Annotated in this window: 17 protein-coding genes and 1 pseudogene; 12 read left to right on the forward strand and 6 right to left on the reverse strand. The window is 65.4% G+C overall.

Going from position 1 to position 24,914, the window contains the following annotated elements; genetic code table 11:
• The first annotated feature begins 67 nt into the window (after positions 1-67).
• From CFB50_RS02245 to CFB50_RS02290, 10 genes are all read left to right on the forward strand, one after another.
• Positions 68-571, forward strand: a complete 504-nt coding sequence (locus CFB50_RS02245; RefSeq protein WP_006477093.1) for an Hcp family type VI secretion system effector — start codon at positions 68-70, stop codon at positions 569-571.
• A 62-nt stretch (positions 572-633) separates the two neighbouring features.
• On the forward strand, positions 634-1,119 hold the full coding sequence (gene tssE, locus CFB50_RS02250) for a type VI secretion system baseplate subunit TssE (protein ID WP_006477092.1): 486 nt from the start codon (positions 634-636) through the stop codon (positions 1,117-1,119).
• Between the two features lie 77 nt (positions 1,120-1,196).
• A complete protein-coding gene (gene tssF, locus CFB50_RS02255; RefSeq protein WP_089444850.1) occupies positions 1,197-3,032 on the forward strand; it encodes a type VI secretion system baseplate subunit TssF in 1,836 nt (611 codons plus the stop codon).
• On the forward strand, positions 2,996-4,096 hold the full coding sequence (gene tssG / locus CFB50_RS02260; RefSeq protein WP_089444851.1) for a type VI secretion system baseplate subunit TssG: 1,101 nt from the start codon (positions 2,996-2,998) through the stop codon (positions 4,094-4,096). Before tssF ends, tssG begins: the two co-directional genes overlap by 37 nt.
• A 43-nt stretch (positions 4,097-4,139) precedes the next feature.
• Positions 4,140-6,809: a type VI secretion system ATPase TssH gene (gene tssH / locus CFB50_RS02265; protein ID WP_089444852.1), complete on the forward strand. Its 2,670-nt coding sequence runs from the start codon at positions 4,140-4,142 to the stop codon at positions 6,807-6,809.
• A 42-nt stretch (positions 6,810-6,851) separates the two neighbouring features.
• Positions 6,852-7,973, forward strand: a complete 1,122-nt coding sequence (tssA, locus tag CFB50_RS02270; protein ID WP_089444853.1) for a type VI secretion system protein TssA — start codon at positions 6,852-6,854, stop codon at positions 7,971-7,973.
• Between the two features lie 68 nt (positions 7,974-8,041).
• Positions 8,042-10,720, forward strand: a complete 2,679-nt coding sequence (locus tag CFB50_RS02275; protein WP_089444854.1) for a type VI secretion system Vgr family protein — start codon at positions 8,042-8,044, stop codon at positions 10,718-10,720.
• A gap of 1 nt (position 10,721) precedes the next feature.
• Entirely contained in the window at positions 10,722-12,206 is a 1,485-nt protein-coding gene (locus CFB50_RS02280) for a hypothetical protein (RefSeq protein ID WP_256978719.1), read from the forward strand.
• Positions 12,203-12,988 carry a hypothetical protein gene (locus tag CFB50_RS02285; protein WP_089444855.1) on the forward strand — a complete coding sequence of 262 codons (786 nt, stop codon included), beginning with the start codon at positions 12,203-12,205 and terminating at the stop codon, positions 12,986-12,988. The genes CFB50_RS02280 and CFB50_RS02285 overlap by 4 nt, the downstream gene beginning before the upstream one ends.
• Before the next feature lie 448 nt (positions 12,989-13,436).
• Positions 13,437-14,189 carry a hypothetical protein gene (locus tag CFB50_RS02290; RefSeq protein WP_089444856.1) on the forward strand — a complete coding sequence of 251 codons (753 nt, stop codon included), beginning with the start codon at positions 13,437-13,439 and terminating at the stop codon, positions 14,187-14,189.
• Positions 14,190-14,326: 137 nt separating this feature from the next.
• Here the strand turns inward: CFB50_RS02290 and CFB50_RS02295 are convergent, their stop codons facing one another.
• The 4 genes from CFB50_RS02295 to CFB50_RS02310 all read right to left on the reverse strand — a co-directional run bounded on the left by CFB50_RS02295 (position 14,327) and on the right by CFB50_RS02310 (position 21,371).
• A complete protein-coding gene (locus tag CFB50_RS02295) occupies positions 14,327-15,289 on the reverse strand; it encodes an OmpA family protein (protein WP_089444857.1) in 963 nt (320 codons plus the stop codon).
• Between the two features lie 4 nt (positions 15,290-15,293).
• On the reverse strand, positions 15,294-16,283 hold the full coding sequence (tagF, locus tag CFB50_RS02300; RefSeq protein WP_069246999.1) for a type VI secretion system-associated protein TagF: 990 nt from the start codon (positions 16,281-16,283) through the stop codon (positions 15,294-15,296).
• Positions 16,280-20,224 (reverse strand): type VI secretion system membrane subunit TssM, encoded by a 3,945-nt coding sequence (gene tssM / locus CFB50_RS02305; RefSeq protein ID WP_089444858.1) that lies wholly within the window; start codon positions 20,222-20,224, stop codon positions 16,280-16,282. The genes tagF and tssM overlap by 4 nt, the downstream gene beginning before the upstream one ends.
• 301 nt (positions 20,225-20,525) lie before the next feature.
• On the reverse strand, positions 20,526-21,371 hold the full coding sequence (locus CFB50_RS02310; RefSeq protein WP_069247001.1) for a M15 family metallopeptidase: 846 nt from the start codon (positions 21,369-21,371) through the stop codon (positions 20,526-20,528).
• A gap of 121 nt (positions 21,372-21,492) precedes the next feature.
• On the opposite strand from CFB50_RS02310, the gene CFB50_RS02315 reads away from it, so the two are divergent.
• Together CFB50_RS02315 and CFB50_RS02320 are read left to right on the forward strand one after the other, a co-directional pair.
• Complete coding sequence (locus CFB50_RS02315) at positions 21,493-22,464, forward strand: phage tail protein (protein WP_089444859.1); 972 nt, start codon at positions 21,493-21,495, stop codon at positions 22,462-22,464.
• 206 nt (positions 22,465-22,670) lie between these two features.
• Complete coding sequence (locus CFB50_RS02320) at positions 22,671-23,696, forward strand: transporter (RefSeq protein WP_089444890.1); 1,026 nt, start codon at positions 22,671-22,673, stop codon at positions 23,694-23,696.
• A 27-nt stretch (positions 23,697-23,723) separates the two neighbouring features.
• Here CFB50_RS02320 and CFB50_RS02325 read toward each other — a convergent pair.
• Positions 23,724-23,870: pseudogene (locus tag CFB50_RS02325) on the reverse strand (DUF1427 family protein); the annotation flags it as partial.
• 27 nt (positions 23,871-23,897) lie between these two features.
• The gene (locus CFB50_RS02330; protein ID WP_089444860.1) at positions 23,898-24,875 is read right to left on the reverse strand and encodes a quinone oxidoreductase family protein; all 978 of its coding nucleotides are present in this window, start codon (positions 24,873-24,875) and stop codon (positions 23,898-23,900) included.
• Between the last annotated feature and the right edge of the window lie 39 nt (positions 24,876-24,914).

The raw sequence follows: 24,914 nt of genomic DNA on the forward strand, positions 1-24,914 counted from the left end.
AGTAAATCGCCCGGGCGGGCCGCCTGGGTAGGACGTTAAAACCACCTCTTTGGGGAGTCGAAGGGCCATGTTACATATGCACTTGCAGTTTGGTAGTCCCGCGGTGAAGGGCGAATCCGCGGATAAGGACCACCAGGGCTGGATCGAACTGAAATCGTGGGATCACTCGATCGTTCAGCCGCGTTCGGCAACCGCATCGACCGCTGGCGGTCACACGATGACGCGTTGCGAACACGGCGACATGATCTTCACGAAGGAAATCGATTCGTCGAGCCCGCTGCTGTACCAACACGCTTCGGGCGGCACCACGTTCGACGAGGTGACGGTCCATTTCTCGCGCGCTGATGGTGAAGGCAAGCGCGTGCAGTATCTGGAAGTCAAGCTCAAGTACGTGATCATCTCGAGCATCGCCCCGAGCGTTCGCGAGGAAGGTCTGCCGCTCGAGACGTTCTCGCTGAAGTACGCAGCTGTGCAGTGGAAGCAAACCCAGCAGAAGATCGGCGGCAACCAGGGCGGCAACACGCAAGGCGCCTGGAGTCTGACGAAGAACGACAAGACCTACGCGGTCTAAGGTCGGTTGCGGCAACGGGGCGCACGGCGTCCCGTTGCCGTTTTCGCTGTGAATCCCGGCCGATGAAACGATTCGAACCCAGTTTTCTCGACAAGCTGTTCGACGACGAACCGCACCTGCCGGCCTCGGCAGCGATGCGGCAATTGTCGCTGGACGAGCTGAAGAACACGGTCGCCCGCGACGTCGAGGCGATCCTCAATACCCGTATCGCCCACACCGAGAACGAGCTGGCCGCGCTGCCGGAGTGCCAGAAGTCGGTGCTGACCTACGGGCTGAACGATTTCGCGGGGCTGAGCCTGGCGAGTCACTACGATCGCGCGTTCATCTGCAAGTCGATCCAGCAGGCCATCGCGCGCCACGAGCCGCGCCTGCAGCAGGTGCAGGTGACGTTCGAGCTGAACGAGCAGGCCACCAACGCGCTTTACTTCGCGATCCAGGCGCTGCTCGTCGTGCACCCGGCCGAGGAGCCGGTGAGTTTCGACGCGATGCTGCAGCCCTCGACGCTGCAGTATTCGGTCACGCGCGCACGCGCCGCAAGAATGCAGTAAATCAAGCCGCCGAGCGGGCCGGACCGCCCGGTGGTGGAACAGGGTCCGGCAGGAAATATTGAGGTTCGGGGTCGTCGATGGAAGAATTGCTGCCGTATTACGAGCGCGAATTATCGTTTTTGCGGCGCTATTCGCGAGATTTCGCCGAACGCTATCCGAAGATCGCGGCGCGGCTCGCGCTATCCGGCGAGCATTGCGAGGATCCGCACGTCGAGCGGATGATCGAGTCGTTCGCGCTGCTCGGCGCGCGCATCAACAAGAAGCTCGACGACGATTACCCGGAATTCACCGAAGCGCTGCTGGAAGTGCTGTATCCGCACTACCTGCGGCCGTTCCCGTCGTGCTCGATCGCGCAGTTCACGCCGGCGTCGCCCGGCCAGCAGACCGAACCGGTCGTGATCGATCGCGGCACCGAGCTGAAGAGCCGCCCGATCCGCGGCGTGCAGTGCCGGTTCCGCACCGCCTATGACGTGACGCTCGCGCCGATCCGCATCTCGGAAGCCCGCTATACGCCGGTCGCGCTCGCGCCGAGCGCGACGGTGCTGCCGTCGAACGCGACGGGCGTGATCTCGATCACGTTCGAGTCGCTCGCCGCGCAGCTCGATCTCGGCGCGCTGAAGCTGCCGACGCTGCGCGCGCACCTGCACGGCGAGCAGTCGTTCGTCGCCGCGCTGACCGACTGCCTGTTCGTCAACGTGCTCGGCGCGTATGTCGAACCCGAGCGCAACGGCCGCTGGACCGCGCTGCGCAAGCTGCCGATCGCGCACGCCGGCTTCGATGAGGACGACGCGCTGATCGACTACCCGGCGAAATCGCATCCCGCGTATCGCCTGCTCACCGAATACTTCGCGTTCCCCGACAAGTTCGATTTCGTCGACTTCGACATCGCGGCGATCGCGCGCGCGAGCGGCCGCTGCCAGCGCGCGACGCTGCATCTCGTGCTGCAGGACGTGCGCAGCGATTCGCACGTCGCGCGGCTGCTCGAACTGCTGACGGCGAACCACTTCCGGTTGTTCTGCACGCCGATCGTCAACCTGTTCCGCCAGCACGGCGAGCCGATTCGCATCACCCACCGCGCGGTGTCCTACCCGGTGATCGCCGAGGCGCGGCGCGCGTTCGCGTACGAGGTGTATTCGATCGATTCGGTGAAGCTCGTGAGGCAGCAGGCGCACGAGGAATCGGTGATCGAATTCCGGCCGTTCTATTCGCTGCATCACGGTGAATCGGCGCGGATCGGCCATTACTGGTTCGCACGCCGCAACGACTGGGTCGCGCAGAAGAGCCCCGGCTATGAAACCGAGATCTCGATCGTCGACATCGATTTCGAGCCGACGTCGCCGCAGACCGACACGCTGAGCCTCGACCTCACCTGCACGAACCGCGACCTGCCGGCGATGCTCGCGTTCGGGCTCGAGGGCGGCGACCTGTTCCAGGAGGGCGGCGCGCAGACGAGCGGCATTTCACTGCTGCGCCGCCCGACGCAGAGCGTGCGCTTCGAGCGCGGCCGCGCCGCGCACTGGCGGCTCGTGTCGCACCTCGCGCTCAATCACGTGTCGCTGGTCGCGCACGGCCTCGCGCCGCTGAAGGAAATGCTGACGCTGTACGACCTGCGGCGCACCGCCGTGTCGATGCGCCAGATCGACGGCCTCGTCGGCGTCGAGCAGCGCGGCGCCGTGCAGTGGCTGCCCGGCAAGCCGTTCGCGACCTTCGTGCGCGGCATCGAGATCCGCCTGACGATCGACGAGGAACACTTCGTCGGCGCGAGCCTGGCCTCGTTCGTGCGCGTGCTCGACAGCTTCTTCGGGCTGTACGTGCACCTCAACAGTTTCGTTCAATTGGTCGTCGTGTCGAAGCGCACCGGCGAGGAGATCATCCGATGCAAGCCCCGAACCGGCGAATCGATCCTGGCGTAGTCGACGCGCTGCTCGACGAGCCGCACCGCTTCGAGTTCTTCCAGGCGGTGCGCGTGCTCGAAGGGCTGTTCGCGCGGCAGGCGTCGGATGCGCCCGGCGCGTGGCGGCAGGGCGACGTGGTCGCGCAGCGCATCGAATTCCGCAACACGCTGTCGCTCGGCTTTCCGCCGAGCGAGATCGAAGGCGCGCGTTCGTTCGACGACGACGGCACCCACCTCGACACGGGCGAGGCGCGCGGCGCTGCGCTCGCGGCCGGTGAGCTCGGCCACGTCGAGCTGACGCCCGCGTTCTTCGGGCTGCTCGGCGGGCAGGGCGCGCTGCCGCTGCATTACACCGAGCAGATCGTCGCGCGCGAGCACCTGAAGCGCGACCATGCGGCGCGCGCGTTCTTCGACGTGTTCTCGAACCGCGCGACCGCGCTGTTCTATGCCGCGTGGAAGAAATACCGGCTGCCGTTCCATTACGAACTCGATCGTGACGAGCGCTATCTGCCGCTGCTGCTTGCGATCGCGGGCGTGCCGAGCGACGAGGTGCGCGACAGTCTCGCGGCCGGCGTGGGCGGCGTGCTCGACGAGGCCGTGGCCGGCTATGCGCTCGCCGCACGGCACCGGCCGATGTCGGCCGCGTACCTGCAACGCACGCTGTCCGACTACTTCCGCGTGCCGGTGAAGATCGACCAGTTCGTCGGCAAGTGGTACGACGTGCCGCCCGACCAGCTGAGCGTGCTCGGCGAAGTCAACGCGGTGCTCGGCGCGACGGCGCTCGTCGGCGAACGCGTGTGGCAGCGCGACATGCGCGCGCGGATCATCGTCGGGCCGCTGTCCAAGCGCGACTACGAGGCGTTCCTGCCCGGCGGCGCGCACGCCATCGCACTGGAGCGGATGCTGACGCTGCTTGCCGGCGTCACGCTCGAATACGAAGTGAAGCTCGTGCTCAAGCGCACCGAGGTCGGCGCGAGCGTGCTCGGCGCGGGCTCGCGGCTCGGCTGGGACGCGTTCCTGTGTACGCGCGACGCGGTCGAGGACCGCTCCGACGCCCGCTACGAACTGCACGTGATTCATTGATTCCGAACGACAACAACACGCAATCGAACCTGAGATCGACGCCATGAGCACGCCTCTGAAGACCCTGATCACGAAACTGAACCCGCTGTGCCGCCACGCGACCGAGCGTGCGGCGAGCGCGTGCCTGGCGCGCGGCCACTACGAGGTCGATCTCGAGCACCTGTTCCTCGCGCTGCTCGACGAAGCGACGGGCGACCTGCCGCTCGCCCTGCGCGCGAGCCGCGTCGATCCGCACGCGCTGCATGCGGATCTCGAGCGCGAACTGACGCGCCTGAAGACGGGCAACACGCGCACGCCGGTGTTCTCCGTGCACCTGATCGCGCTGTTCGAACAGGCGTGGCTGATCGCGTCGCTCGACTCGCAGCTCGGCCGCATCCGTTCGGGGCACCTGCTGCTCGCGCTGCTGACCGCGCCCGATCTCGCGCAGTTCGCGCAACGGATGTCGTCGCAGTTTGCGGAAATGAACGTGACGGACCTGAAGCACAAGTTCGACGAGATCATGGCCGGCTCGAGCGAAGCCGAGCCGCGTCAGGCGGACGACGAAGGGAGCGACGTCGCGCCGGCCGCCGACGGCCTGGCGCCCGCGTCCGGCCCGTCGAAGACGCCCGCGCTCGACACGTACACGACCAACCTCACGCAGCGCGCACGCGACGGCAAGATCGACCCGGTGATCGGCCGCGAAGCCGAGATCCGCCAGGCGATCGACATCCTGATGCGCCGCCGCCAGAACAACCCGATCATGACCGGCGAGGCCGGCGTCGGCAAAACGGCGGTCGTCGAGGGTCTCGCGCTGCGCATCGCGGCCGACGACGTGCCGCCGCCGCTGCGCGGCGTCGCGCTGCACGTGCTCGACATGGGGCTGCTGCAGGCCGGCGCGAGCGTGAAGGGCGAGTTCGAGAATCGCCTGAAGAGCGTGATCGACGAGGTGAAGAAGAGCGCGCATCCGATCATCCTGTTCATCGACGAGGCGCACACGATCATCGGCGCGGGCGGCCAGGCCGGCCAGAACGATGCGGCGAACCTGCTGAAGCCGGCGCTCGCGCGCGGCGAGCTGCGCACGATCGCCGCGACGACGTGGAGCGAATACAAGAAGTACTTCGAGAAGGACGCGGCGCTCGCGCGGCGCTTCCAGGTCGTGAAGGTCGAGGAACCGAGCGAGCCGCTCGCGGCCGCGATGCTGCGCGGCATGTCCGGCCTGATGGAGAAGCACTTCAACGTACGGATCCTCGACGATGCGATCACCGAGGCCGTGCGCCTGTCGCACCGCTACATCAGCGGCCGCCAGCTGCCGGACAAGGCGATCAGCGTGCTCGACACCGCGTGCGCGAAGGTCGCGCTCGCGCACAGCGCGACGCCGGCGGCGATCGACGACACGAAGAAGCGCATCGAGCGCATCGACGCGGAAATCGCGTCGCTGGAGCGCGAGGCGGCGGGCGGCGCGTCGCACGACGAGCGGCTCGGCGAGCTGCGCGGCGCGCGCGACACGGCGCTCGAACAACTGGCGAAGGACGAGGCGCGCTATGAAGCCGAGCGCGTGATCGTCGCCGAGATCACCGAACTGCGCGAAGCGCTCGACAAGGCACGCGGCCCGTCGGAAGACGGCCAGCCGGTCGACGTGCAGGCCACCCGCGACAAGCTCGCCGAACGCGTCGCGGCGCTGCACGCGCTGCAGGGCGGCGAGCCGATGGTGCCGCTGCAGGTCGACGGCCACGTGGTCGCCGAGATCGTCGCCGCGTGGACGGGCATTCCGCTCGGCCGAATGGTGAAGGACGAGATCGACACCGTGTTGAACCTGCAGCCGCTGCTCGCCGCGCGCGTGATCGGCCAGGACCACGCGCTGGAAGCGATCGCGCAGCGCGTGCGCACCGCGACCGCGAGCCTCGAGGATCCGAACAAGCCGCGCGGCGTGTTCATGTTCGTCGGGCCGTCGGGCGTCGGCAAGACCGAGACGGCGCTCGCGCTGGCCGACATCCTGTACGGCGGCGAGCGCAAGATGGTCACGATCAACATGAGCGAGTACCAGGAAGCGCACAGCGTGTCGGGCCTGAAGGGCTCGCCGCCGGGCTACGTCGGCTACGGCGAAGGCGGTGTGCTGACCGAGGCCGTGCGCCGCAACCCGTATTCCGTCGTGCTGCTCGACGAGGTCGAGAAGGCGCACCCGGACGTGCTCGAGATGTTCTTCCAGGTGTTCGACAAGGGCGCGATGGACGACGCGGAAGGGCGCGAGATCGACTTCCGCAACACGCTGATCATCCTGACGTCGAACGTCGGTTCTTCCGCGGTGATGCAGGCGTGCCTGAACAAGCCGGCCGAGGAGCTGCCCGATCCGGACGCGCTCGCCGAGACGCTGCGCCCGCAGCTGTACAAGACGTTCAAGCCCGCGTTCCTCGGGCGGATGAAGGTCGTGCCGTACTACCCGATTTCCGACGACGTGCTGGCCGAGATCATCGAGCTGAAGCTCGAACGGATCCGCCGCCGGATCGAGGCGAACCACAAGGCCGCGTTCGAATGGGACGAATCGCTCGTCGACGCGGTGCTCGCGCGCTGCACCGAGGTCGATTCGGGCGCCCGCAACGTCGACCACATCCTGAACGGCACGCTGCTGCCGGAGATCGCGGGCCACGTGCTCGGCCGGATCGCCGACGGCGAGGCCATCGCGCGCATCGCGGTGCGCGCGGACGAGGCCGGCGAATTCACGTACACCGTCGAATGAGCGCGGCCGTGCAACGCAAGCATTTGATGAACTGACCGAACCATGCCGATCAATCTCCCCGAGCTGCTGACGCCGATCAGCGATGCGTCGCCCAGCGGCGACGACCTGCTGTTTTCGAACGAATTCGACGCGATCCAGGATGCGCGGCGCTACGACGATCCGACGCTCGACCAGGGCGAGTGGGTGACCGAGATCAAGGAGGCCGACTGGGGCTTCGTGGTCGACCATGCAGGCGAGCTGCTGCGCACGCGCACCAAGGACCTGCGGCTCGCCGTGTGGCTGACCGAGGCGCTCGCGCTCGAAGACGGCATCACCGGCCTCACCGAAGGCTATGCGCTGCTCGAGGGCCTGTGCCGCGACTTCTGGGACACCGTGCATCCGCTGCCGGAAGACGACGACACCGAGCACCGGCTCGGCAACGTCGCGTGGCTGTCCGGCCGCACGGCCGAGCTGCTGCGCGCGGTGCCGATGACGGACGGCGCGTCGAACGCGTTCAGCACGCTCGACTGGGAAGTGGCGCAGCACGTCGCGCAGGCCATCAAGCGCGACCCCGAGCATGCGGACGACATCGCACGCGGCAAGCCGTCGATCGAGCAGATCGATTCGTCGCGACGCGTGACGTCGATCGCGTTCTACACCGCGTTGCTCGCGAACCTGAAGGCGTTCGAATTCGCGCTCGATGCGTTCGAGGAACGGCTCGTCGAGCGCGCGGGCGATTCGGCGCCGAGCTTCCGGCAGGCGCGCGACGCGTTCGAAACCGTGTACCGGCTCGCCGAGCGCTTTGCGCGCGAGCAGGGTTATACGGGCAGCGCGCCGCACACGCAGTCGGCACCGCAGGCGCAGCCCGAGCGCATCGAGCCGGTGTTCGGCAACCCGATCCAGACCGAGGAGACTCACGTGCAGCCGCAGCCCGTTCCGCGCCCCCCGGTGACGCAGATGATCGCCGGCATCCAGAATCGTGCGCAGGCCGTCGACCAGTTGCGCGCGGTCGCCCGCTATTTCCGCCAGACCGAGCCGCACAGCCCGGTCGCGTATCTCGCCGACAAGGCCGCCGAATGGGCCGACATGCCGCTGCACAAGTGGCTCGAGAGCGTCGTGAAGGACGACGGCTCGCTGTCGCATATTCGTGAGTTGCTGGGCGTGAGGTCGGACGAGCAGTCGTGAGCGACGGGCATTTGACCTGAGAGCGCGGGCCCGGCGGGCTCGCGGCAGACAAGAACGTGGATTGACGCATGAACCTGACCGAACTGGCACAGGCGATTCGCGGTGGCCTGATTCAGCAGGATCGCCTGCTGAAGACGGACATCCCGTCGCTGCCGAACAACGCGCTGGTGCCGCGCCGGGCCGTGATCTGTTCCGAACTGGGACGCGACTTCAGCGTGGCGCTCGACCTCGTGTCGACCGCCAGCGACGTCGAACTCAAGACGCTGATCGCGACGCCGATGACGTTGTGGATCCAGCAGGCGGACCAGTCGTACCTCCCGATCAACGGCTACGTCCATACGGCGCGCCGGCTCGGCACGGACGGCAGCCTGTCCGGCTACCAGCTGACCTTCGCGTCGTGGATGCACTTTCTCAAGTTCCGCAGCGACATGCGGTACTGGCAGGACAAGCCGGTCGACGCGATCCTGGCCGACGTGTTCGATATGCACTCGCAGGCGAAGGGGCGCTATCAGTTCGCGCTGTCGAAGCCGCTGCCGTCGCGCTCGTACTGCCGCCAGAGCGAAACCGACTGGAACTTCGTGCATCGCCTGATGGAAGACGAAGGGCTGTTCGGCTTCTGGCGGCATGCCGGGGATGGCAGCGCTCACACGCTCGTCATTACCGACGACCTGCACGCGGTCGACGAACTGTCACCGAACCCCGTCCGGTTCGACCGCTCGGGAACCGGGAGCGAAACCGCCGGATTCACCCAATGGGCTGCGTCGCGGACCTTGCAGAGTTCGCAGCACACGACGCGCACGTTCGATTACAAGTCGCCATCGACGGCCGGCAATCCGAACGGTACGACTTTGCCCACGAAGGCTGGCCAGGGCGATCTGCCGGGCCAGACGGAAATCTACGAATACACCGGTGCGTACACGTACGCGGGGCAGGATCGCGGCGAGCATCTGTCGAAGATCCGCCTCGAGGAATGGGAGTCGCGCGCGAAACGCTTCTTCGGCGTGGGCGGCGTGCGCGGAATCGATGCCGGGCGGCGCTTCACGCTGGCGGACCATCCCGAGCATGACCGCGATTCGGCGCAGGACCGGGAATTCGCGGCCTTGAAGGTGTCACGGTATATCGAGAACAACCTGCCGATCTCGGACCACGAAGCGAACTTCCCGCACAGCCTGCAGGCGCGGCTCGCGCAGGCCAAAGCCGCGCACGGTGCGGCGGCTGCGTTCGAAGTCGGGCACGAAGACGGTTCGGCCGGGTTCTACCTCGTCGAGGTCGAAGCGCAACGCGCGGCGGTGCCGTATCGCAGCCCGTTCGAGCACAAGAAGCCCGTGATGCAGCTCGAGACGGCCGTCGTCGTCGGGCCGAAGGGCGAAGAGGTATATACGGACGCGCTGAACCGCATCAAGGTCATGTTCGTCTGGGACCGGCAGAACGAGGGCACCGAAACCGCATCATGCTGGATGCGTGTCGTGCAGTCGGATACCGGCGGCGGCTACGGCGCCGTCCATATTCCGCGGGTCGGCGAGGAAGTGCTGATCGGTTACATCGGCGGAGACTGCGACCGGCCGATCGTCATGCATCGGGTCTACAACGGGGCAACCAAGCCGCAGTGGCATAGCGACGGCATCCTGTCGGGCTTCCGGTCGAAGGAGTACGCGGGGTCGGGGCACAACGAGATGGTGCTCGACGACGCGACCGGCCAGAACCGTGCACGCCTGTTCAGCAGCAGCGCGAATTCGCTGTTGCATCTCGGCTACCTGATCGAACAGAACGGCAACACGCGGGGTGCGTATCTCGGTTCGGGGTTCGACTTGCGTACCGATGCGTATGGTGCAGTGCGGGCCGGGCAGGGGTTGTACGTCACGACGCATCCGAAGCCGGCGAACAGCCAGCCGCTCGATGCGAGCGAAGCGCGGGCGCAACTCACGGATGCAGACGGGCTGCTGGAATCGATGTCGCAGGCCAGTGAAATGCATCAGGCCGAAAGCCTCGGCCCCGGTCACGATGCGCTGAAGCAGTTCGCCGATGCGACGAAGAACAGCGTGGCGGGGGCGTCGTCGGGCGGCAGGACGTCGGGCGGTGGGACGGGTGACGCGAATGCGTTCAAGGAGCCGGTGATGCTGTTCGCCAGCCCGGCGGGGATCGGGGTGTCGTCGCAGCAGAGCGCGCACGTGGCAGCGGATCGGCACGTGAACCTTGTCAGCGGTCAAAGCACGCATCTCGCGAGCGGCAAGTCGCTGGTGGCGAGCGTCAAGGACAAGCTCAGCCTGTTCGTGCAGAACGCGGGCATGAAGCTCTTTGCCGGCAAGGGGCCGGTCGAGATCCGGGCCCACAGCGACAACGTCGAGATGATTGCGCAGAAGGCGATCAAGGTGTTGTCGGCGACGGCATCGATCGAAGGCGTCGCGAAGCAGGAGATCCTGCTGACGGCGGGCGGCGCGTATGTCCGGATCAAGGACGGCAACATCGAGATCCACGCACCGGGACAGATCGACGTGAAGGGCGGGCAGCACGCATTCAGCGGGCCGACGAGCCTGCACAAGACGTTCAAGACGGAAGGCCGCAAGGCGGACATGCGGATTCGCTATGTCGACGCCGACGGCAACGTGCCGCACGGGGAGCCGATCAAGTTCGCGACCGAGGACGGGACCGAACATAGCGTCGCGCTCGACGCGGAAGGCCGGGCGGAATTGAAGAACATCGATTTTGACGAGTTCGTTGCTAGCCAGGTCAAACGGACGGGAGAGTGAAATGGGCAGGCCGCTTGTTCAGCATAATGTTTGTATTGATTTGCCGGGGGAGGCAGTGAGCTGCCGAGCCGAGACGGATCTGACGGTGCTGTTGCGCAAGCATCGGGACGTGGTGTTCGACATCAAGCTTCATGCCGGCGCGACGTATACCGTCACGACGACGCATCCCGATCGACCGACCGGGCGCTTTTATGACACGAAGCGGAAGGTGAATACCGGTGAGACGACGTTCAAGGACGGGGAGTCGTGTCACATCTGGATCGGCCGTAATTTCGAGGGGAGCCTGATTCTCAAGCAGGGTGAAAAGGTGCTGGGGCGCTACCCGATCAGCAAGATGGACTATACGAACAGTTGTACGGACGATCCGAAGGATAAGCCGGCGCCGATGTTCATTACCCTGCATGACGATCAGAAATTCGTCAAAGACCTTCTTGCATTGAGCGAAATCCCCGAGCTGTCGCAACGCCCTGTTTCACCGCTATTGGCGAGTGGGTTTGAACAGGCAAAGGCACGTTTGAACGAACAAAAATTCAACTCGGCTTTGGGTCAAGCTCGTCGCGCAGCTTCGGCCCCAGTACCGTATTCCGAAGCCAAGGTCGAAGTGCCGACTGAAGGACTACCGGCAATTCATGCGTTCAAAATCAAGCAAACTTCCGGGCCGGAGGTGCCTCCGGAGCTTACTGGTTTTTTCAAGAGTGGTGCAGACGCATACAAGTGGGATCCGTTCAATACGTTGTCCCGGAATTTTTTGCTCAGTCAAATTCCTGGTTTCTTCGGATATATGACCGATACGATATGGAAGGGGCCACTTAAGGGGTTTTGGAATCGAACATTCATCATTCAGAGGGATTTGAGTGGGGAATTCACTTTGATTTTTTCGACGGCCGCCAAAGAGACAAAAATCGTCGGTTATCTGCTCGGCGTATATAAAACGGTTTCCACGGACGTCAAGGTAATGACGATCGCTGGAGGAACCGGATCGTTGGCTGGAACCAAGCTTGCTGCTAAAGGGGCTGCGAAAGCTTCGGTTTTACCGACGACGGCGACGGGTAAGGCGTTGGGTGTGACGATCGCGATGGACTATATGGCATGGCTGCATGATTATGAGCCGTCAGCCGATGGTGGGCCGCCAAAGAGAGATTTGGGGAAGCTCTTTGCATCCGTTATCTCGGACACATCTCAAATGTGGATGACAACATACATTACGACATGGATCGTCTCATTGCTGTTTGCAGGAGGAGCGGTTCTTGCGGGTGGTGCGGCGGTCGGTGCGTCAATAGGTACAATTGCGCTTGGAACTGTCGCACTGATTGTGATTGTGGGCTATGCCGTAGCGGTCATGTTCAATGTTGTGAAGTTCAATGACCATATCACGGAGTTATATCATTTGATTGGCAGTCAGTTGGAGAAGAAATTGCCTGGAGATTACGGGAATTCTTATTCGCAGTCGTCGTGGCAAGTGTTTCCGCTCGGGGCAACGCCATGAAACCTGTTTCGATGCGTAGCTCTGGCGCTACAGGGAAAGGCGACAGAACCCGGATTGATGATCATCCGTTAGCCGCCAAAATCGGATTGGTAATTGGAATCATCCCGATAATCATATATTGGCATGCATTCAACGGTTTTTGGTCGTCCAGGCTACCCTGGGTCATTGCCTTGATGCTGGAGATCGGGTGTCCCCTGTTTTTGTATGTGCATTATTTTCTGAATCGGCGATCGAGGCGGTTGATTTGGGAGGGGGTTGCAGTGTGTGTCGGGTTTATCCCGACCTGGATGCTGCTCGGCTCGTACTGGTTGTTTTATTTTTGTTTTGCGCCGATGTCGATTGCAATTCGTGCGATTGCCCTTTTGATGTGTTTGGTGGTGGTGGCAACCTGGGCCTGGTTGTCGTGGGCTGCTTTTGCTCGGGAAAATGATCGACTTGGATTGCTTAAGCAGCTTTTCAAGGATGAAGGCGATTGTATCGTGTATCCGGACGAGTCCGATTCCGTTATCGGAAAACTGGACGGACCGGGGAAGTCGATTGCGGTCCCGTATTGGCTGGTTTCGGTGGTCGGTCCGATACTTATCGGATATTCCATGTTGTCGGCCCGGCTTTTTGAAGGAAATGGTGGGCCGCACGGGATGTTTATTATCCTGTCGGCGATAGGGCTTCCTATTACTTGCTGGTTATTGACGAAATTCTTTGTGCGATTCGCTTATTTTCATATTTATCTCGCTATCAAGCTGGAGCGAAAAACCGGGAAGAAGGTCGTCCTTGGCTCATGAACGTCGATCGCCTGATAGAACCTGATTCTGCGTCACTCGTGTGGCGGGGATATCGATCGCTTGACGGCAAGAAATCCCGTGAAAGAGGGGCGTTGTCGGTGGTTGCGTATTTGATGCCTTTCGCCGCATCGTTTCGGGGGCACGCTTTTGACGAGAACATCGGTCCCACGTGTTGTGTATCGTTATTTCGCTTCTTGCGTTTCCAATGACGCTCTCACTTGTCGGGAATTTTTATGTGCGGCAGCTGTTCTTTCGTGTGTATTTGCCGTTGAAGCTTGAGAGGCGAACCGGCAAGAGGGTCATCCTCGCGCAATGACCGGCAATTCGTTGCTGGTCGTACCGGCCACATATCGCCCCGCATGCAGCGGCGTCTGCTTCGCAACGCTCCGATTCCCGTGGCACCGCCACAGCCTGAAAATACGTGACGGCATTTGACTCAATACCGCCAATGGAAACGACGGAACCCTGCACCATCCACGATCGATATCTCGCAATCTTCAAAGCGAATCTGCTCGCTGGCGCGTTCCTGATCGGATGTGCGGTTATGATCGGATCGCCGCTGTTTCTCGACGATTCGCTGCCGTGGAAGATCGCCGCTGGCGTGGCGCTGGCCACCAGCATCGGCCAGGTCGCCGCATGGCGAGTCGACGACGGGCGTGGGCGCCTGTGGCTATACGGCGTTGCTGCGGTTCTCGCAAACGCGTCGATCTACGTGTGGATCGCCGGTATCTCGTGGATGTTTTATGTGTCATCCACGCCGATGCCGTCGACGCTTCGCGCCGTGTGCATCGCAGTGGCCGTGACGGGAACCCTTCTCTGGGTGGTCATGACGGCCCGTCAGGTATCCGCCGTTCTCGGGAGGCCCGAGTTCATCGCGCAGGCCTTCAGAGATGCCGGCAGCGAGATTCAGTACAGCCTGTCGGCAATGCAGCAGTTGAGCACGTTGTCGAACCATCGCGGCCCGATTGCCCGGATCGTTCAGGGGCTCGTCCTGTTCACCACGCCGGCCGTGTTCCTGGCTGTGAGGATACGGGCACCTTTGCCGGCGTCAGCGGATTTGTTGTTGTTCTCGACGGTGTTGCTGACCCCGTGCTCGCTGTTCTTCGCGGGCCTTGCCGTCAAGGGCATCCTGTTGATGATTGTCACGCCCCGTCGGCTGGAGCGCGTTCACGGGAAGCCGGTCACGTTGATGGACGATTGAAATAGCGAGGCTGGCGGCCGGTCACGATTCGACAGCCGCCAGCGAGCGCTTAGAGGGCCTGCCCGCCGACAGCCCCGCGCGACCCGCATCCAACGAAGCGATGCGAACACCGCCCGCGAAGCGGCAAAACACGCCGCCTACTGCCCCACCCGGAACTCGATCCGCCGATTCCGTGCCCGCCCATCCGCCGTATCGTTCGGCGCGATCGGCTGATCCGGCCCGACGCCCGTCGTCGTCATCTGCTGCGGCGGAATGCTCTTCGTGATCAGGTAGCCCTTCACCGAATCCGCGCGCGCCTGGCTCAGCGCGATGTTCGACGTGCGGTTCCCCGAGTTGTCGGTGTGGCCGATGATGTCGACCGTGCGGTTCTGCATCTTCGCGAGTGCGGCCGCCATCTGGTCGAGGATCAGCTTGCCCTGCGGCGTGAGCGTCGCGCTGCCGGTCTCGAACTCGATCGTCCGGTTCGCGAGCGTCTGGTCGAGCACGCCCTGTTCCGACGCCGACACGCGCAGCCCGTTCTTGATCGTATACGTCGGGTTCAGCGTGTTCGCCATGTCGCTCGCGAGCTGCTGGCGTTGCGCCTCGTTGTGCACCTCGCCCTTCATCTCGATCTGCGTGCCGTTGATCTTCAACTGCCCCTTGCTGATCTGCTTGAGCTGCGTGCCGAGCAGCTTCTGCACGTTCGCGCTCCAGTTCGGCGGCGTGGCGACATCACCCACCTCGATCTGGTCGACGACGTTGGTCGCGCCGTAGGTATCGCGCAGCTTCTGCAGCACGGCGGCCTTGGTCGCCTCGTCGGGCACCTTGCCGCCGACGACCACCTGGCCGGGCGTCGCGGTCGCGGGCGGCGGCGTGAGGGTGTTCGCGGTGCCGGCCGTGCCGTGCACGACAGTGCCGGAGGCCGTCCCCGGCGCGGCGCCGGGGTTAGCGGAGAGCGCGGTTGTCGCGACCGTGCCGTTGCCGACCGGCGTGACGGTCGCGCCGGTGTTCTGCGCGAAGGCCGCGCCGCTGGCGAAGAGCCCGGCGGCGAGGAGGGCGGCGACGGCGGGCGAGAGCGCGGCCGAAAAGCGCGCGCGCCGGGCTTGAATCGTGCGATGCATCCCGTCAGCCTCCGATGAACGCTTCGCGGAACGCGTCGATGGCGACACGCAGCGAGAGTTGCGGTTGGTCGAGGTAGCTGACGAGCTTGCTGATCTGGTGATCGTTTTGCGCATGGGCGTCGATCCACTCGGGATCGTCGATGTCGATGTTGTGGGCGGCGTAGGTCTGCGGGTCGACGACGCTCAGCAGCGTCTTCGCCGACGCGCCGTTGAAGCCGATGATGAGCCGTTCGCGCTCGGCGATCGTGCCGATGAAGATCGCGAGCTCGAAGTCGGCCTGCGCGACGAACGGCGCGATCAGTTCGAGCCAGAACGCGGCGACGAGGCTGCGATAGAACGGATCGACCGGCAACGGCAGCGTGAGGCCGCGCTCGATGTGCGACGAGCCGCTCTGCATCACCGGCCGCAGCAGCGAGCCGAGCGCGAGCATCGCGCCGCGCAGCCGCACGGGATGACCGCTTTCGAGCAGCATCTCCTGGAGGCCGTGCAGCGTCTGGTGTTCGACGAAATCGTTGAAGGTGCCGTCATGCGACGTGCCGGGGCCGCCGATGTCGATCGGCACCTGCGTGTCGCCGAGCGCCTGCAGTGCGCCGGGCGGCTCGTCCTTGCCGAGCAGCGGCGGGATCTGCGTGGCGACGCGCGACCACAGCCGCGCGAACGCGAGCGGGCTGCGCGCGAGGAACGCGAGCGGCCGGTCGACCTCGAGCGCGGTCGCACCGAGGAACGGGAAGCGGCGCATCGACACGTCGTGGCTCGCGACCATGTGGCCCGCGATCGCGAGCTTGCTGCGCGAGCCGAGGAACGCGAAATGCATCGGCTTCGCATCCTCGTAGACAAGCTTCCAGCGCGGATCTTCCGCGAGCAGCTCGAGTGCCTGCGCGATCCAGCGATCGAGCGTCTGCAGCAACTGCGGGTTGTGCGGGCTCTTCACGAAGTCGCCGCGCGACGGAATCTTGCCGAAGTAGGCGATCTGCGCCTGTACGGTTTGCGTCATTGCGCCCCCTGGGCATGCGTTGCGTTGGCGGCCGCGACGGCCGGCGCTGCGGCCGGCGTGCCCGTGCCGGCGGTCTGGGTTGCGTTCTGCGCGGCGCCCGCGCTTGCGTCGGCGACCGACGACGGCAGTTGCAGGCCACGCAGGCTCTGCTGCTGCGGCTGGTCACCGCCACCGCCGGACGGTTGCGACGTGCTGATGATGCGCATCGTCACCGACACGTTCACGCTGCCCTGCGCCCACGTCAGGTCGAAGGTGCCGTCCGGACGGCGCTTGCGTTGCGCCGAGTTGATCAGCTTCTCGAGACCGTAGCGGCCCGGCTCGTTGACGAGCTGCACCGTGCGGCCGTCGAAGGTCGTCGCGGACAGCGTCGCGCCCGGCGAGCCCTGCGGGTTCGGCCACACGAAGTTGGTCCACTGCGGCGGCGTGTTGCGGTAGCGCAGCTGCTGGCCGTCGATCGCGATCGTGTATTCCGTCGTGCCCGTGCTCGGCTGCGGCAGGATCTGGAACACGGTCTGCGGCTCGGACGACGCGGCGGCGCTGCCTGCAGCACCGCCGGCGAGCGGTGCGACCCAGCGTGCGAAGCCGTTCGTGAAGTCCGGCGTGAGGCCGATGCCCATGTCGCCCCACGTGCGGGCGGCGAGGGTGTCGCCGCGGCGCACCGCGAGCGGCCCGAGCGTCGTGCCGACGAACTTCGCGATCGAGCCGTCCGGACCGAACACCTGCGCGATTTCACCGGCGCCGGCCTCGACCTTCGCGCTCGCCGCGAACGGGTACTTCGTCGCGAGCGAGTTCTGGAACGGCTGGTAGACCTGCGCGTTCCACACCTTGTTGACTTCGGCGCTGGCCGGCTGGATCACGACCGCGAACGCCTGCATCAGCGGCCGCACCAGCAGCGGACGCAGCGACTTGCGTTGCGAATCGGTGAGGCCCGTCAGCATCTGCTCGTCGACGAGCTTCAGCGAATCGGCGAGTTCCGAACCGTTGCCGTCGAGCGTCTGCTGCATCAGCTGGCGAGCGCCCGGGCCCGGGTCGCCCTGGTTCTTGATCACGTTGAAACGCGTGCGTACCTTCGACAGCGACTCCATGTAGCCCTTGAGCATCGACGTGCCGTCATGCAACGCGACGATCCGCGCGAGCCCGATGAACTCCTGGCCGATCGGACCCATCGGCACCTCGGCCGGATTGCCGTTGATGTCGATGTTGGCGGCCGCCACCTGGCCGGCCGGCGAGCGCGAGAACAGTTGCTTGACCCAGTTCACGACGCCCGTCTGCGCCTTCTTGATCGTCACGTTCGCGAGCGACGGGTTGTCCCACGAGGTCTGGTCGTACGCGGTTTCGAGGATCTTGCGGATCGGCGAATCCTGCGGGTCGCCGAGGCGGTTCATCCCGTCGACGGCCTGGCCGAAGCTGGTGAAGCCCTGTACCGCGATACCCTGCATGAACTTCTGCCAGTGCTGCGCGTACTCGGTCTTGTACATGCCGACCAGCGTCTTCTGGATCTGCTCGGGGCTGCCCTCGAGCGTCAGGTCGTCCTGTGTCGACGTGTTCAGCACCCAGTCCTTCGCCTGCAGTTCCTTGGTCGCCGCGTCGCGGATCGCCGGCTGCACGTAGTCGAACCACGCTTCGCGCGTGAACGTGCCCGGAATCGCGTAGCTGCCGGCCACGAGCCCCTGGTTGCCGTCGCCGACGATGCGCGCGATGGTCATCGGCGCGAAGCGGGTCGACGCGCGTGCCTTGATTTCCTCGTACACGCGCTGGCGGGCCGGCATGCCGCGCACGACGTGGCGCAGGTTCTCGCGGGTCTGGTCGACGAGCGCGAGGTTCGCGTCGATCATCGGCCAGTTGTCGTCGTTCACGCGGGCGAGGTAGAACGAGATCATGCGCTCCGCGCTCTTGATCATCTCGTCACGCGGCATGTTGCCGCGATTCGTCTCGAGCCAGCCGCGCCAGAAGCGGGCGAGCTGGTCGGTCAGGTGCGCCTGCTCGACGTGGCGCTTGTCGGACAGCATCAGGTACGTCTTGAGCGCGTTGTACGCATCCTGCACGTTGGTCGGCGACGCGTCGCTGTAGAGGCCGCCCTGCGGTGCGGCCGGCTGCTGCGCTGCGGCCGGCGCGGTACCGGACGCGGCCAGTGCGGCACCGGCCTGCGGCGCGGCGCCCGCCGCGTTCGTCGAGACCGGCATCGTGCCACCCTGCACGGCGCCCGATTCGGGCGGGCGCGTCATCGGCACGAGCTGTTCGGGGTGCGCGTTCACGTCCTTCATGAACGACGCGAGGTTCTGCGACACCGGGGCCAGCAGGATCTGGCGCACGCCGTTGTAGTACTCGGTCAGCAGGTGCTGCTCGAGACGGTCGCCCTGGTACAGGCCGAGCGACACCGAAATCGGCTTGTCGCGGCGGAACTGCTCGAGCTGCTCGATCCGGTCCTCGAGGATGTCCATCGCCTGCAGGCGCGACTGCAAGTCGTTGCGGCCCTGCTGCAGGCGCGTGACGTTGTCGAGGTCGGCCTGCACGTTCGCGACGAGCTGCTGGTTGCCGATCGTCGACCAGGTCCAGCCGCCGAGCGCGAGTGCAAGCGCCGCGACGAAGCCGAAGAAGGTCGCGTAGCGCAGTCGCGTCTTGGTCGGGCTGGCGAACTGCCGCACCGTCTGACGGTCCGCGAAGATCACCTTCGAGAACAGGTCGCGCAGGAAGAAGCCGTTCTTCGAGAACGCGCTGTGCGGCTTCGGCAGCGCGGCGCCGTCGAGGCCGAAGCGATGCGCGATGCGCTGCGCGGCCGCGCTGTTGGTTTCGCCTTCCTGCAGCGCGCTGGTGAAATAGAAGCCGCGGAAGATCGGCTTGTACTGGAACGGGTTGTTCTCGAACAGCGTCGCGAGGAACGCGCGCAGCGACGGCTTGATCGTCGAGAATTCGAGCGGGAAGCTCAACTGGCCCGGCGACAGCTGGTTGCCGCGCGACAGCGACAGTTGCGCGACGCTGATCTCCTTCAGCCCTTCGTAGAGCTCCTCGAAGTGCGTGTCGAACTGCGCGACGACGTCGCGCTTGTCGTCGGGTTCGTAGGGCAGGGTGGCGCCCCACACGCGGTCGTATTCGTGCTTGTCGCTGCTGCTGAAGAATTCGGTGAAGCCGGTGATCAGGTCGGCCTTTGTGAACATCACGTAGACCGGCGCGAACACTTCGAGCTTCTCCGTCAGCTCCTGAACGCGCTGGCGGAGGTTTTTCGCGAGGTTGATCGCGAATTCGGGGCGGTTGCCGGTGAGTTCGGCGATGCTCGCGGTGACGATGATGCCGTTGATCGGCGCCTTCGGGCGATAGCGCTTGAGCAGGCCGAGGAAGCCGAGCCACTCGCTGCGGTCTTCTTCATGCACCGAATAGCGGCCGGCCGTGTCGAGCAGGATCCCCTCGGTCGTGAAGAACCAGTCGCAGTTACGCGTACCGCCGATGCCATGGATCACGGCGCTGTTCTTGTCCGCGAACGGGAACTGCAGGCCGGAATTGAGCACGGCGCTGCTCTTGCCCGCGGCCGGGTTGCCGATCACGATGTACCACGGCAGTTCGTACAGCGCGGAGCCGCCCGACACCTGGCCGATCTTCGACGTCTTGATCGTCTTCACCGCATCCGACAGGCGCGTGCGCAGCACGTCGAGATCGGCCGTCTTCGCGTCGGGGGCGAGCGCGGCGGCGGCGGGCGCGGCGATCTTGCCGGTTTCCGCCTGCTCTTCCAGCACCTGGCCGAGCTGCTGGTTGGCGCGCTTCACGCGCCAGCGGCGCCACAGCGCGACGACGAGCCACAGCGCGAGGATCGCCGCAAAGGCGATCGCCGCCCACAGGAGCGGCAGCTGCAGCATGTCGGCGACGATGAAGAGGATGGCCGCTAGCGCGACGATCCCGACGATCGAGAGCGTACGCGGATGAGTCAGCACATTGAGGATGCGTTGCATAGGACGTTCAGGTTCCGGTGCGATTCGATGAGGCGACGCAGGCGCGCCGAGCGGCAAGGGTGGCGCCGCGATGTGTCGCCATGCTGTCAAACGGGATGAAGGGGGCCGGCATCAATGTGCCCGCGGCATCGGAGAAGGCGCGCGCATTAACGAAAGGACGCTGTGAGATTTAAAACGGAAGCGGCGGCCGGAAAAAATCGCGCACCGGAATGCCCGATCGTTTGCGCCGCCCAAATCGTTTCCTGCCGGGTGATTAAAAAGCCCCATGCCGCCCTCATTATTTCTTGTCCGGCAGCCCTGACTAGCTGCCGCGTCCCAGTTTAAAACCGGGTTTATGGTATTCCACGTGCCCGAGATCCATCATTTTCCATCGGCCGCCCCAGGTGAGGCCGACTTGCTCGGCGACCTGGCCGTACAACTGGTAGCCGCGCATCGCCCACGGGTCTTTCTCGGAAATGACCAGCTTGCCGTCGCGCAGGAACGCGTTGTCGGCCGCCAGCCCGAATTGGTGATAACTCTGGAAGGCCGCCGCATTCGTCACGTTCGTGCCCATCTGCGCCAGCCGGTTCTGCCGTTCCGGGCTACGGTAACCTTCCAGCAACGCCATTTCATAACCATATTGTTCGTGCATGATCTTGTAGACCAGCAGCAAACGCGTACGGAAATCCGGATCCAGCAGGTTCCAGTCGCGGCTCGCATCCTTCAGCGCCGGGCGTACCTGTTCGACTTCCTTGGTGGCGAAGACTTCCGGCGGCAGCGGCGGGGGCGGGACGAGCTGTTCGCCCTGCAGCAGCGCGGCGATCTTCTCGTCGGGCACGCGCGCCGTGTCGTCGTACTGGAACAATTGCCGGCCGCGTAACGCAATGGCGACCAATGGCGGCGTCGCAAGAATACCTGCCGATACCATAATCATCAAGCGCCGGCGAACCAGTAAATTTTGCACGTCGTTTAAAGCGCCGCGCGTAGCGCTTGCCGATTTAACAATCTGACTTCGCGTACGCGAGGCGCGATCGTTCGCACGGCGCGTTAGACGGCCGTGAAACTGGGCGACGGATTCGAATACGGTCGCGCGGATACCCGGTAAAAGCAACAGTGCCGCAACCGCGACGGCAAGGGCGAAATAGGCGACGAGTGCGACGGCAATCAAAGAAATCCCCGGAAATTGGAATTGATTGTGTTTTGCAATGCTTGCTCTTAGAATCAGGCTGCTTCGAGAGGCCGGGCTATATTATCGCGGTGAATTAAACCAGGATTCAATGAGACGCTGAATGAGTGCGCCGGAAAATTCAAATTCGAAATCTCCGCCCAGCCTGCTGTCCGATACCAAACCGGCAGGCGACGGAGCTCAGCAGTCGCGCATTCTCGCGAATCTGGAAGGACGTGTCACGCCGCCGGCCGAACCGCCGCGCCGTTCGCTGAAGGCGCCGATCGCCGCCGTCGTGGCCCTGGTGGTCGCCGTCGGCGGCTGGGGCGCATGGCGCATGCAGCATGCGGGCGAGCAGGCCCCCGCCGTCACGGCAGAGGCTGCGCCGGCAGCCGCCGCGCCGGCGAAGGCCGCAGCGGCCAGCGATGCCGCCGTGCAGGTCGCGCAAAATGCCGCGTCCGCCGCATCCGCCGCGCAACCGGCCACGATCGTCAACGACGACGCAGCTTCCCGAACCGTTGCGTCCGCATCGTCCGCATCATCCTCGGACAACAGCCGCCTGTCGCGTGCGCTCGCCAATGGCGCCGACGACGCATCGGGTGCGGCCACGGCCGGTGCGGCCGCTGCCGCTGCTGCCGCCTCGACCAAAACCGCGAAGGCCGACGCCGCCAAGGCCGACGCCGCGAAGGGCGCGAAGGTCGCCGCGCACGGCAAGACCGATACGAAGGCCGATGCGAAAGCCGAGGCCCGCAAGCGTCACAAGGAACAGCAGGCCGAGCTCGCGGCGGCGAAGAAGCATCGCGACGCGACGCCGGCCCGTACCGCGAAGGCGGCCGGGAAGGACGATCCGGATGCGGACCTGCTCGCGGCACTCGTCGCGCGCACGAAGCCTGCTGACAAGAAGCTCGCCGCGCAGAAGGCGCAGGCCGTGCCGACCAAGACGGCCGCGACGACCGGCTCGCTGGCGTCGCGCGTGAAGGAGTGTTCGGAGCGCGGTTTCTTCGAGGATCAACTGTGCCGCTGGCGCGTCTGCGAGGGTCACTGGGGCAAGGACCCCGCGTGCCCGAGCGCCGCGCAGTCGGAGACGCGGCAGTAACGCGTCCTGCGCGTGTCGAGCCGCCGCACCTGCGCCGCCCGTTGGGCGGCGCATTGCTTTGGGGGCGCGGAATCGGACGGTATGATGCGGCGTGACGCTGTCACCGGCGCGTCATGCCCGTCGGGCATACGTCTCCTTTCCATTTCCGGCGCGGGCGCGCGACCTGCTTTGCGCGGCGCGCCGTGTGCAGCACGACCTTCGACACGATGGACCTGATCGTACAGACTTACGGCGCCGATACGTCCGGCATGGTGTGCGGATTCCGCTTCGTTCCCGGCGGCTCCGGCGCGACGCTCGATGCGGACGCGGCTGCCACGTGGCTGCGCACGTGCCGCGAGCACGATGCCGCGTCGGACGAGTTCGTCTGGCTGCACTTCAATCTCGCGCACGGCGCGAGCGAGCGCTGGATGCGCACGCATCTCCAGTTGCCCGACAGCTTCTTCGCATTCCTCCACGAAGGCTCGCGCTCGACGCGCATCGAGCAGGAAGACGGCGCGCTGCGCGCGATCGTCAACGACGTGATGTTCAACCTCGAACTAACGCCGTCGGAGATCGCGACGCTGTTCGTCCACGTCGAGCGGCGCATCATGGTCACCGCGCGGCTCAAGCCGCTGCGCTCGGTCGACACGCTGCGCGCGTGCGTGCGCGACGGCGAGCAGTTCAGGTCGCCCGCGGAATTGCTCGTGCACCTGCTGCGCGACCAGGCCGATCTGCTGATCCAGATCATGCGGCGCACGAGCGTCGACGTCGACCGTATCGAGGATCGCTTCCTGTCGCAGCGGCTCACGTCGAGCCGCATCGAGCTCGGCGCGATGCGCCGCACGCTGACGCGCCTGCAGCGCATGCTCGCGCCCGAGCCTGGGTCGATCTTCCGGCTGCTCGCGAAACCGCCCGCGTGGCTGCATCTGGAAGACGTGCAGGAGCTGCGCGAGTCGACCGAAGAGTTCTCGCTGGTGCTGGCCGATCTGGCCGGGCTCAACGAGCGGATCAAGCTGTTGCAGGAAGAGATCGGCTCGCGTCTCGACGAGCAGAACAACCGGACGCTGTTCACGCTGACGCTCGTGACCGTGATCGCGCTGCCGATCAACATCGTCGCCGGCTTCTTCGGGATGAACGTCGGCGGCGTGCCGTTCTCGGAGAACAAGCACGGCTTCTGGCTGATGGTGCTGCTCGTCGCGGGCTTTACGGCGCTCGCCGCATGGTGGGCGTTCCGCCGGCGCGTCGATCGTTAGCACCACCGGCGCCGCATCGATTCGTCAGCGCAGCAGCGCGATCGCGCGTTCGCCGATCACCATTCCGAGCAGGCCCACGAGCGCGACGAGCGGCGGGGCCGGCGAGCGGACGTGCAGCAGCGCGTACACCACGCCGACGCCGAGGCCCACCGCGAGCGAAGTCACGTAATCCATCATGGCAGTCTCCCGTATGGTCCGGCGTCAGGGCTTGAGGATGACGCGCTCGCGCGCACCGGCCAGCACCGCGCGATACGCGTCGTGTGCGCGCTCGAGCGGGTACACGTAGTCGTCGCCGATCGGGAACGGGCGCAGCGTGCCGTTGCCGAAGCCGGGCGCGAGCGTGTCGAGGATCTGGGCGACCGTGGCGCCGCCGAGCTGCAGCGAATCGACGCCCACGAACGTGTGCTGGCCGCGATAGAACGCGAAGATGTCGAACGGCACGCTGCGGTCGATCGTCGAGATGAAGATCTGCCGCGCGCCGATCGCCATCGACGCGTTCGCCGCTCCGAAGTACGGGCTGCCGACCGTGTTGTAGACGATGTCCGCGCCGTGGCCGCCGGTTGCCGCGCGCACCGCGTCGGCCACCGGTTCGTTCGACGCGTCGATCATATGCACGTCACCCGATGCATGGCCGCGATAGCCGCCGGCGCTGCGCTCGACGCCGATCACGGTGGCGCCGTGCGCGGTCGCGAGCTGGATCGCCGCCTGGCCGACCTTGCCGTTCGCGCCGAACACGAGCACGACGTCGCCGGCCGTCGGCATGCCGGCGCGGCGCAAGCCTTCGTACGCGGTGACGAACGGCACGCCGATGCCGGCCGCTTCGTCGAGCGTCAGCACGGCGGGCTTGCGGCGCACCAGCGGCGCGTCGAGTACGAGCCACTCCGCATGCGAGCCGTCGCGATGCACGCCGAGATCGCCACCCGAGCCCCATACCGGCGCGCCGATCCAGCCGTCCGGGCCGCTGCGCACGATGCCGGCCCAGTCGCGCCCTGGCGTGCGCGGCCACACCGCGTGCGGCATGCGGCCGAGCGCGGCCTTCACGTCGCTCGGGTTCACGCCGGCCGCGCGCACCTCGATCAGCATCTGGCCGTCGGCCGGGACGGGCGGGTCGATTTCCCTGACCCGTGCGTCGAGCGACTCGATGTCGGCGGCGGGGGCGTCGAAGCGGATGCTGCGCATGATGATCTCCGTGGCGGATGGCTGTCGCGCGGCCCGGCG

The organism is Burkholderia sp. AU33423, assembly GCF_002223135.1.
GTDB lineage: Bacteria > Pseudomonadota > Gammaproteobacteria > Burkholderiales > Burkholderiaceae > Burkholderia > Burkholderia lata_D.

Bases quoted from the DNA above. Each gene is read 5' to 3' on its own strand.
- CFB50_RS02245 (WP_006477093.1), top strand. From the start codon at position 68: ATGTTACATATGCACTTGCAGTTTGGTAGTCCCGCGGTGAAGGGCGAA.
- tssE (WP_006477092.1), top strand. From the start codon at position 634: ATGAAACGATTCGAACCCAGTTTTCTCGACAAGCTGTTCGACGACGAA.
- tssF (WP_089444850.1), top strand. From the start codon at position 1,197: ATGGAAGAATTGCTGCCGTATTACGAGCGCGAATTATCGTTTTTGCGG.
- tssG (WP_089444851.1), top strand. From the start codon at position 2,996: ATGCAAGCCCCGAACCGGCGAATCGATCCTGGCGTAGTCGACGCGCTG.
- tssH (WP_089444852.1), top strand. From the start codon at position 4,140: ATGAGCACGCCTCTGAAGACCCTGATCACGAAACTGAACCCGCTGTGC.
- tssA (WP_089444853.1), top strand. From the start codon at position 6,852: ATGCCGATCAATCTCCCCGAGCTGCTGACGCCGATCAGCGATGCGTCG.
- CFB50_RS02275 (WP_089444854.1), top strand. From the start codon at position 8,042: ATGAACCTGACCGAACTGGCACAGGCGATTCGCGGTGGCCTGATTCAG.
- CFB50_RS02280 (WP_256978719.1), top strand. From the start codon at position 10,722: ATGGGCAGGCCGCTTGTTCAGCATAATGTTTGTATTGATTTGCCGGGG.
- CFB50_RS02285 (WP_089444855.1), top strand. From the start codon at position 12,203: ATGAAACCTGTTTCGATGCGTAGCTCTGGCGCTACAGGGAAAGGCGAC.
- CFB50_RS02290 (WP_089444856.1), top strand. From the start codon at position 13,437: ATGGAAACGACGGAACCCTGCACCATCCACGATCGATATCTCGCAATC.
- CFB50_RS02295 (WP_089444857.1), bottom strand. From the start codon at position 15,289: ATGCATCGCACGATTCAAGCCCGGCGCGCGCGCTTTTCGGCCGCGCTC.
- tagF (WP_069246999.1), bottom strand. From the start codon at position 16,283: ATGACGCAAACCGTACAGGCGCAGATCGCCTACTTCGGCAAGATTCCG.
- tssM (WP_089444858.1), bottom strand. From the start codon at position 20,224: ATGCAACGCATCCTCAATGTGCTGACTCATCCGCGTACGCTCTCGATC.
- CFB50_RS02315 (WP_089444859.1), top strand. From the start codon at position 21,493: ATGAGTGCGCCGGAAAATTCAAATTCGAAATCTCCGCCCAGCCTGCTG.
- CFB50_RS02320 (WP_089444890.1), top strand. From the start codon at position 22,671: ATGGACCTGATCGTACAGACTTACGGCGCCGATACGTCCGGCATGGTG.
- CFB50_RS02330 (WP_089444860.1), bottom strand. From the start codon at position 24,875: ATGCGCAGCATCCGCTTCGACGCCCCCGCCGCCGACATCGAGTCGCTC.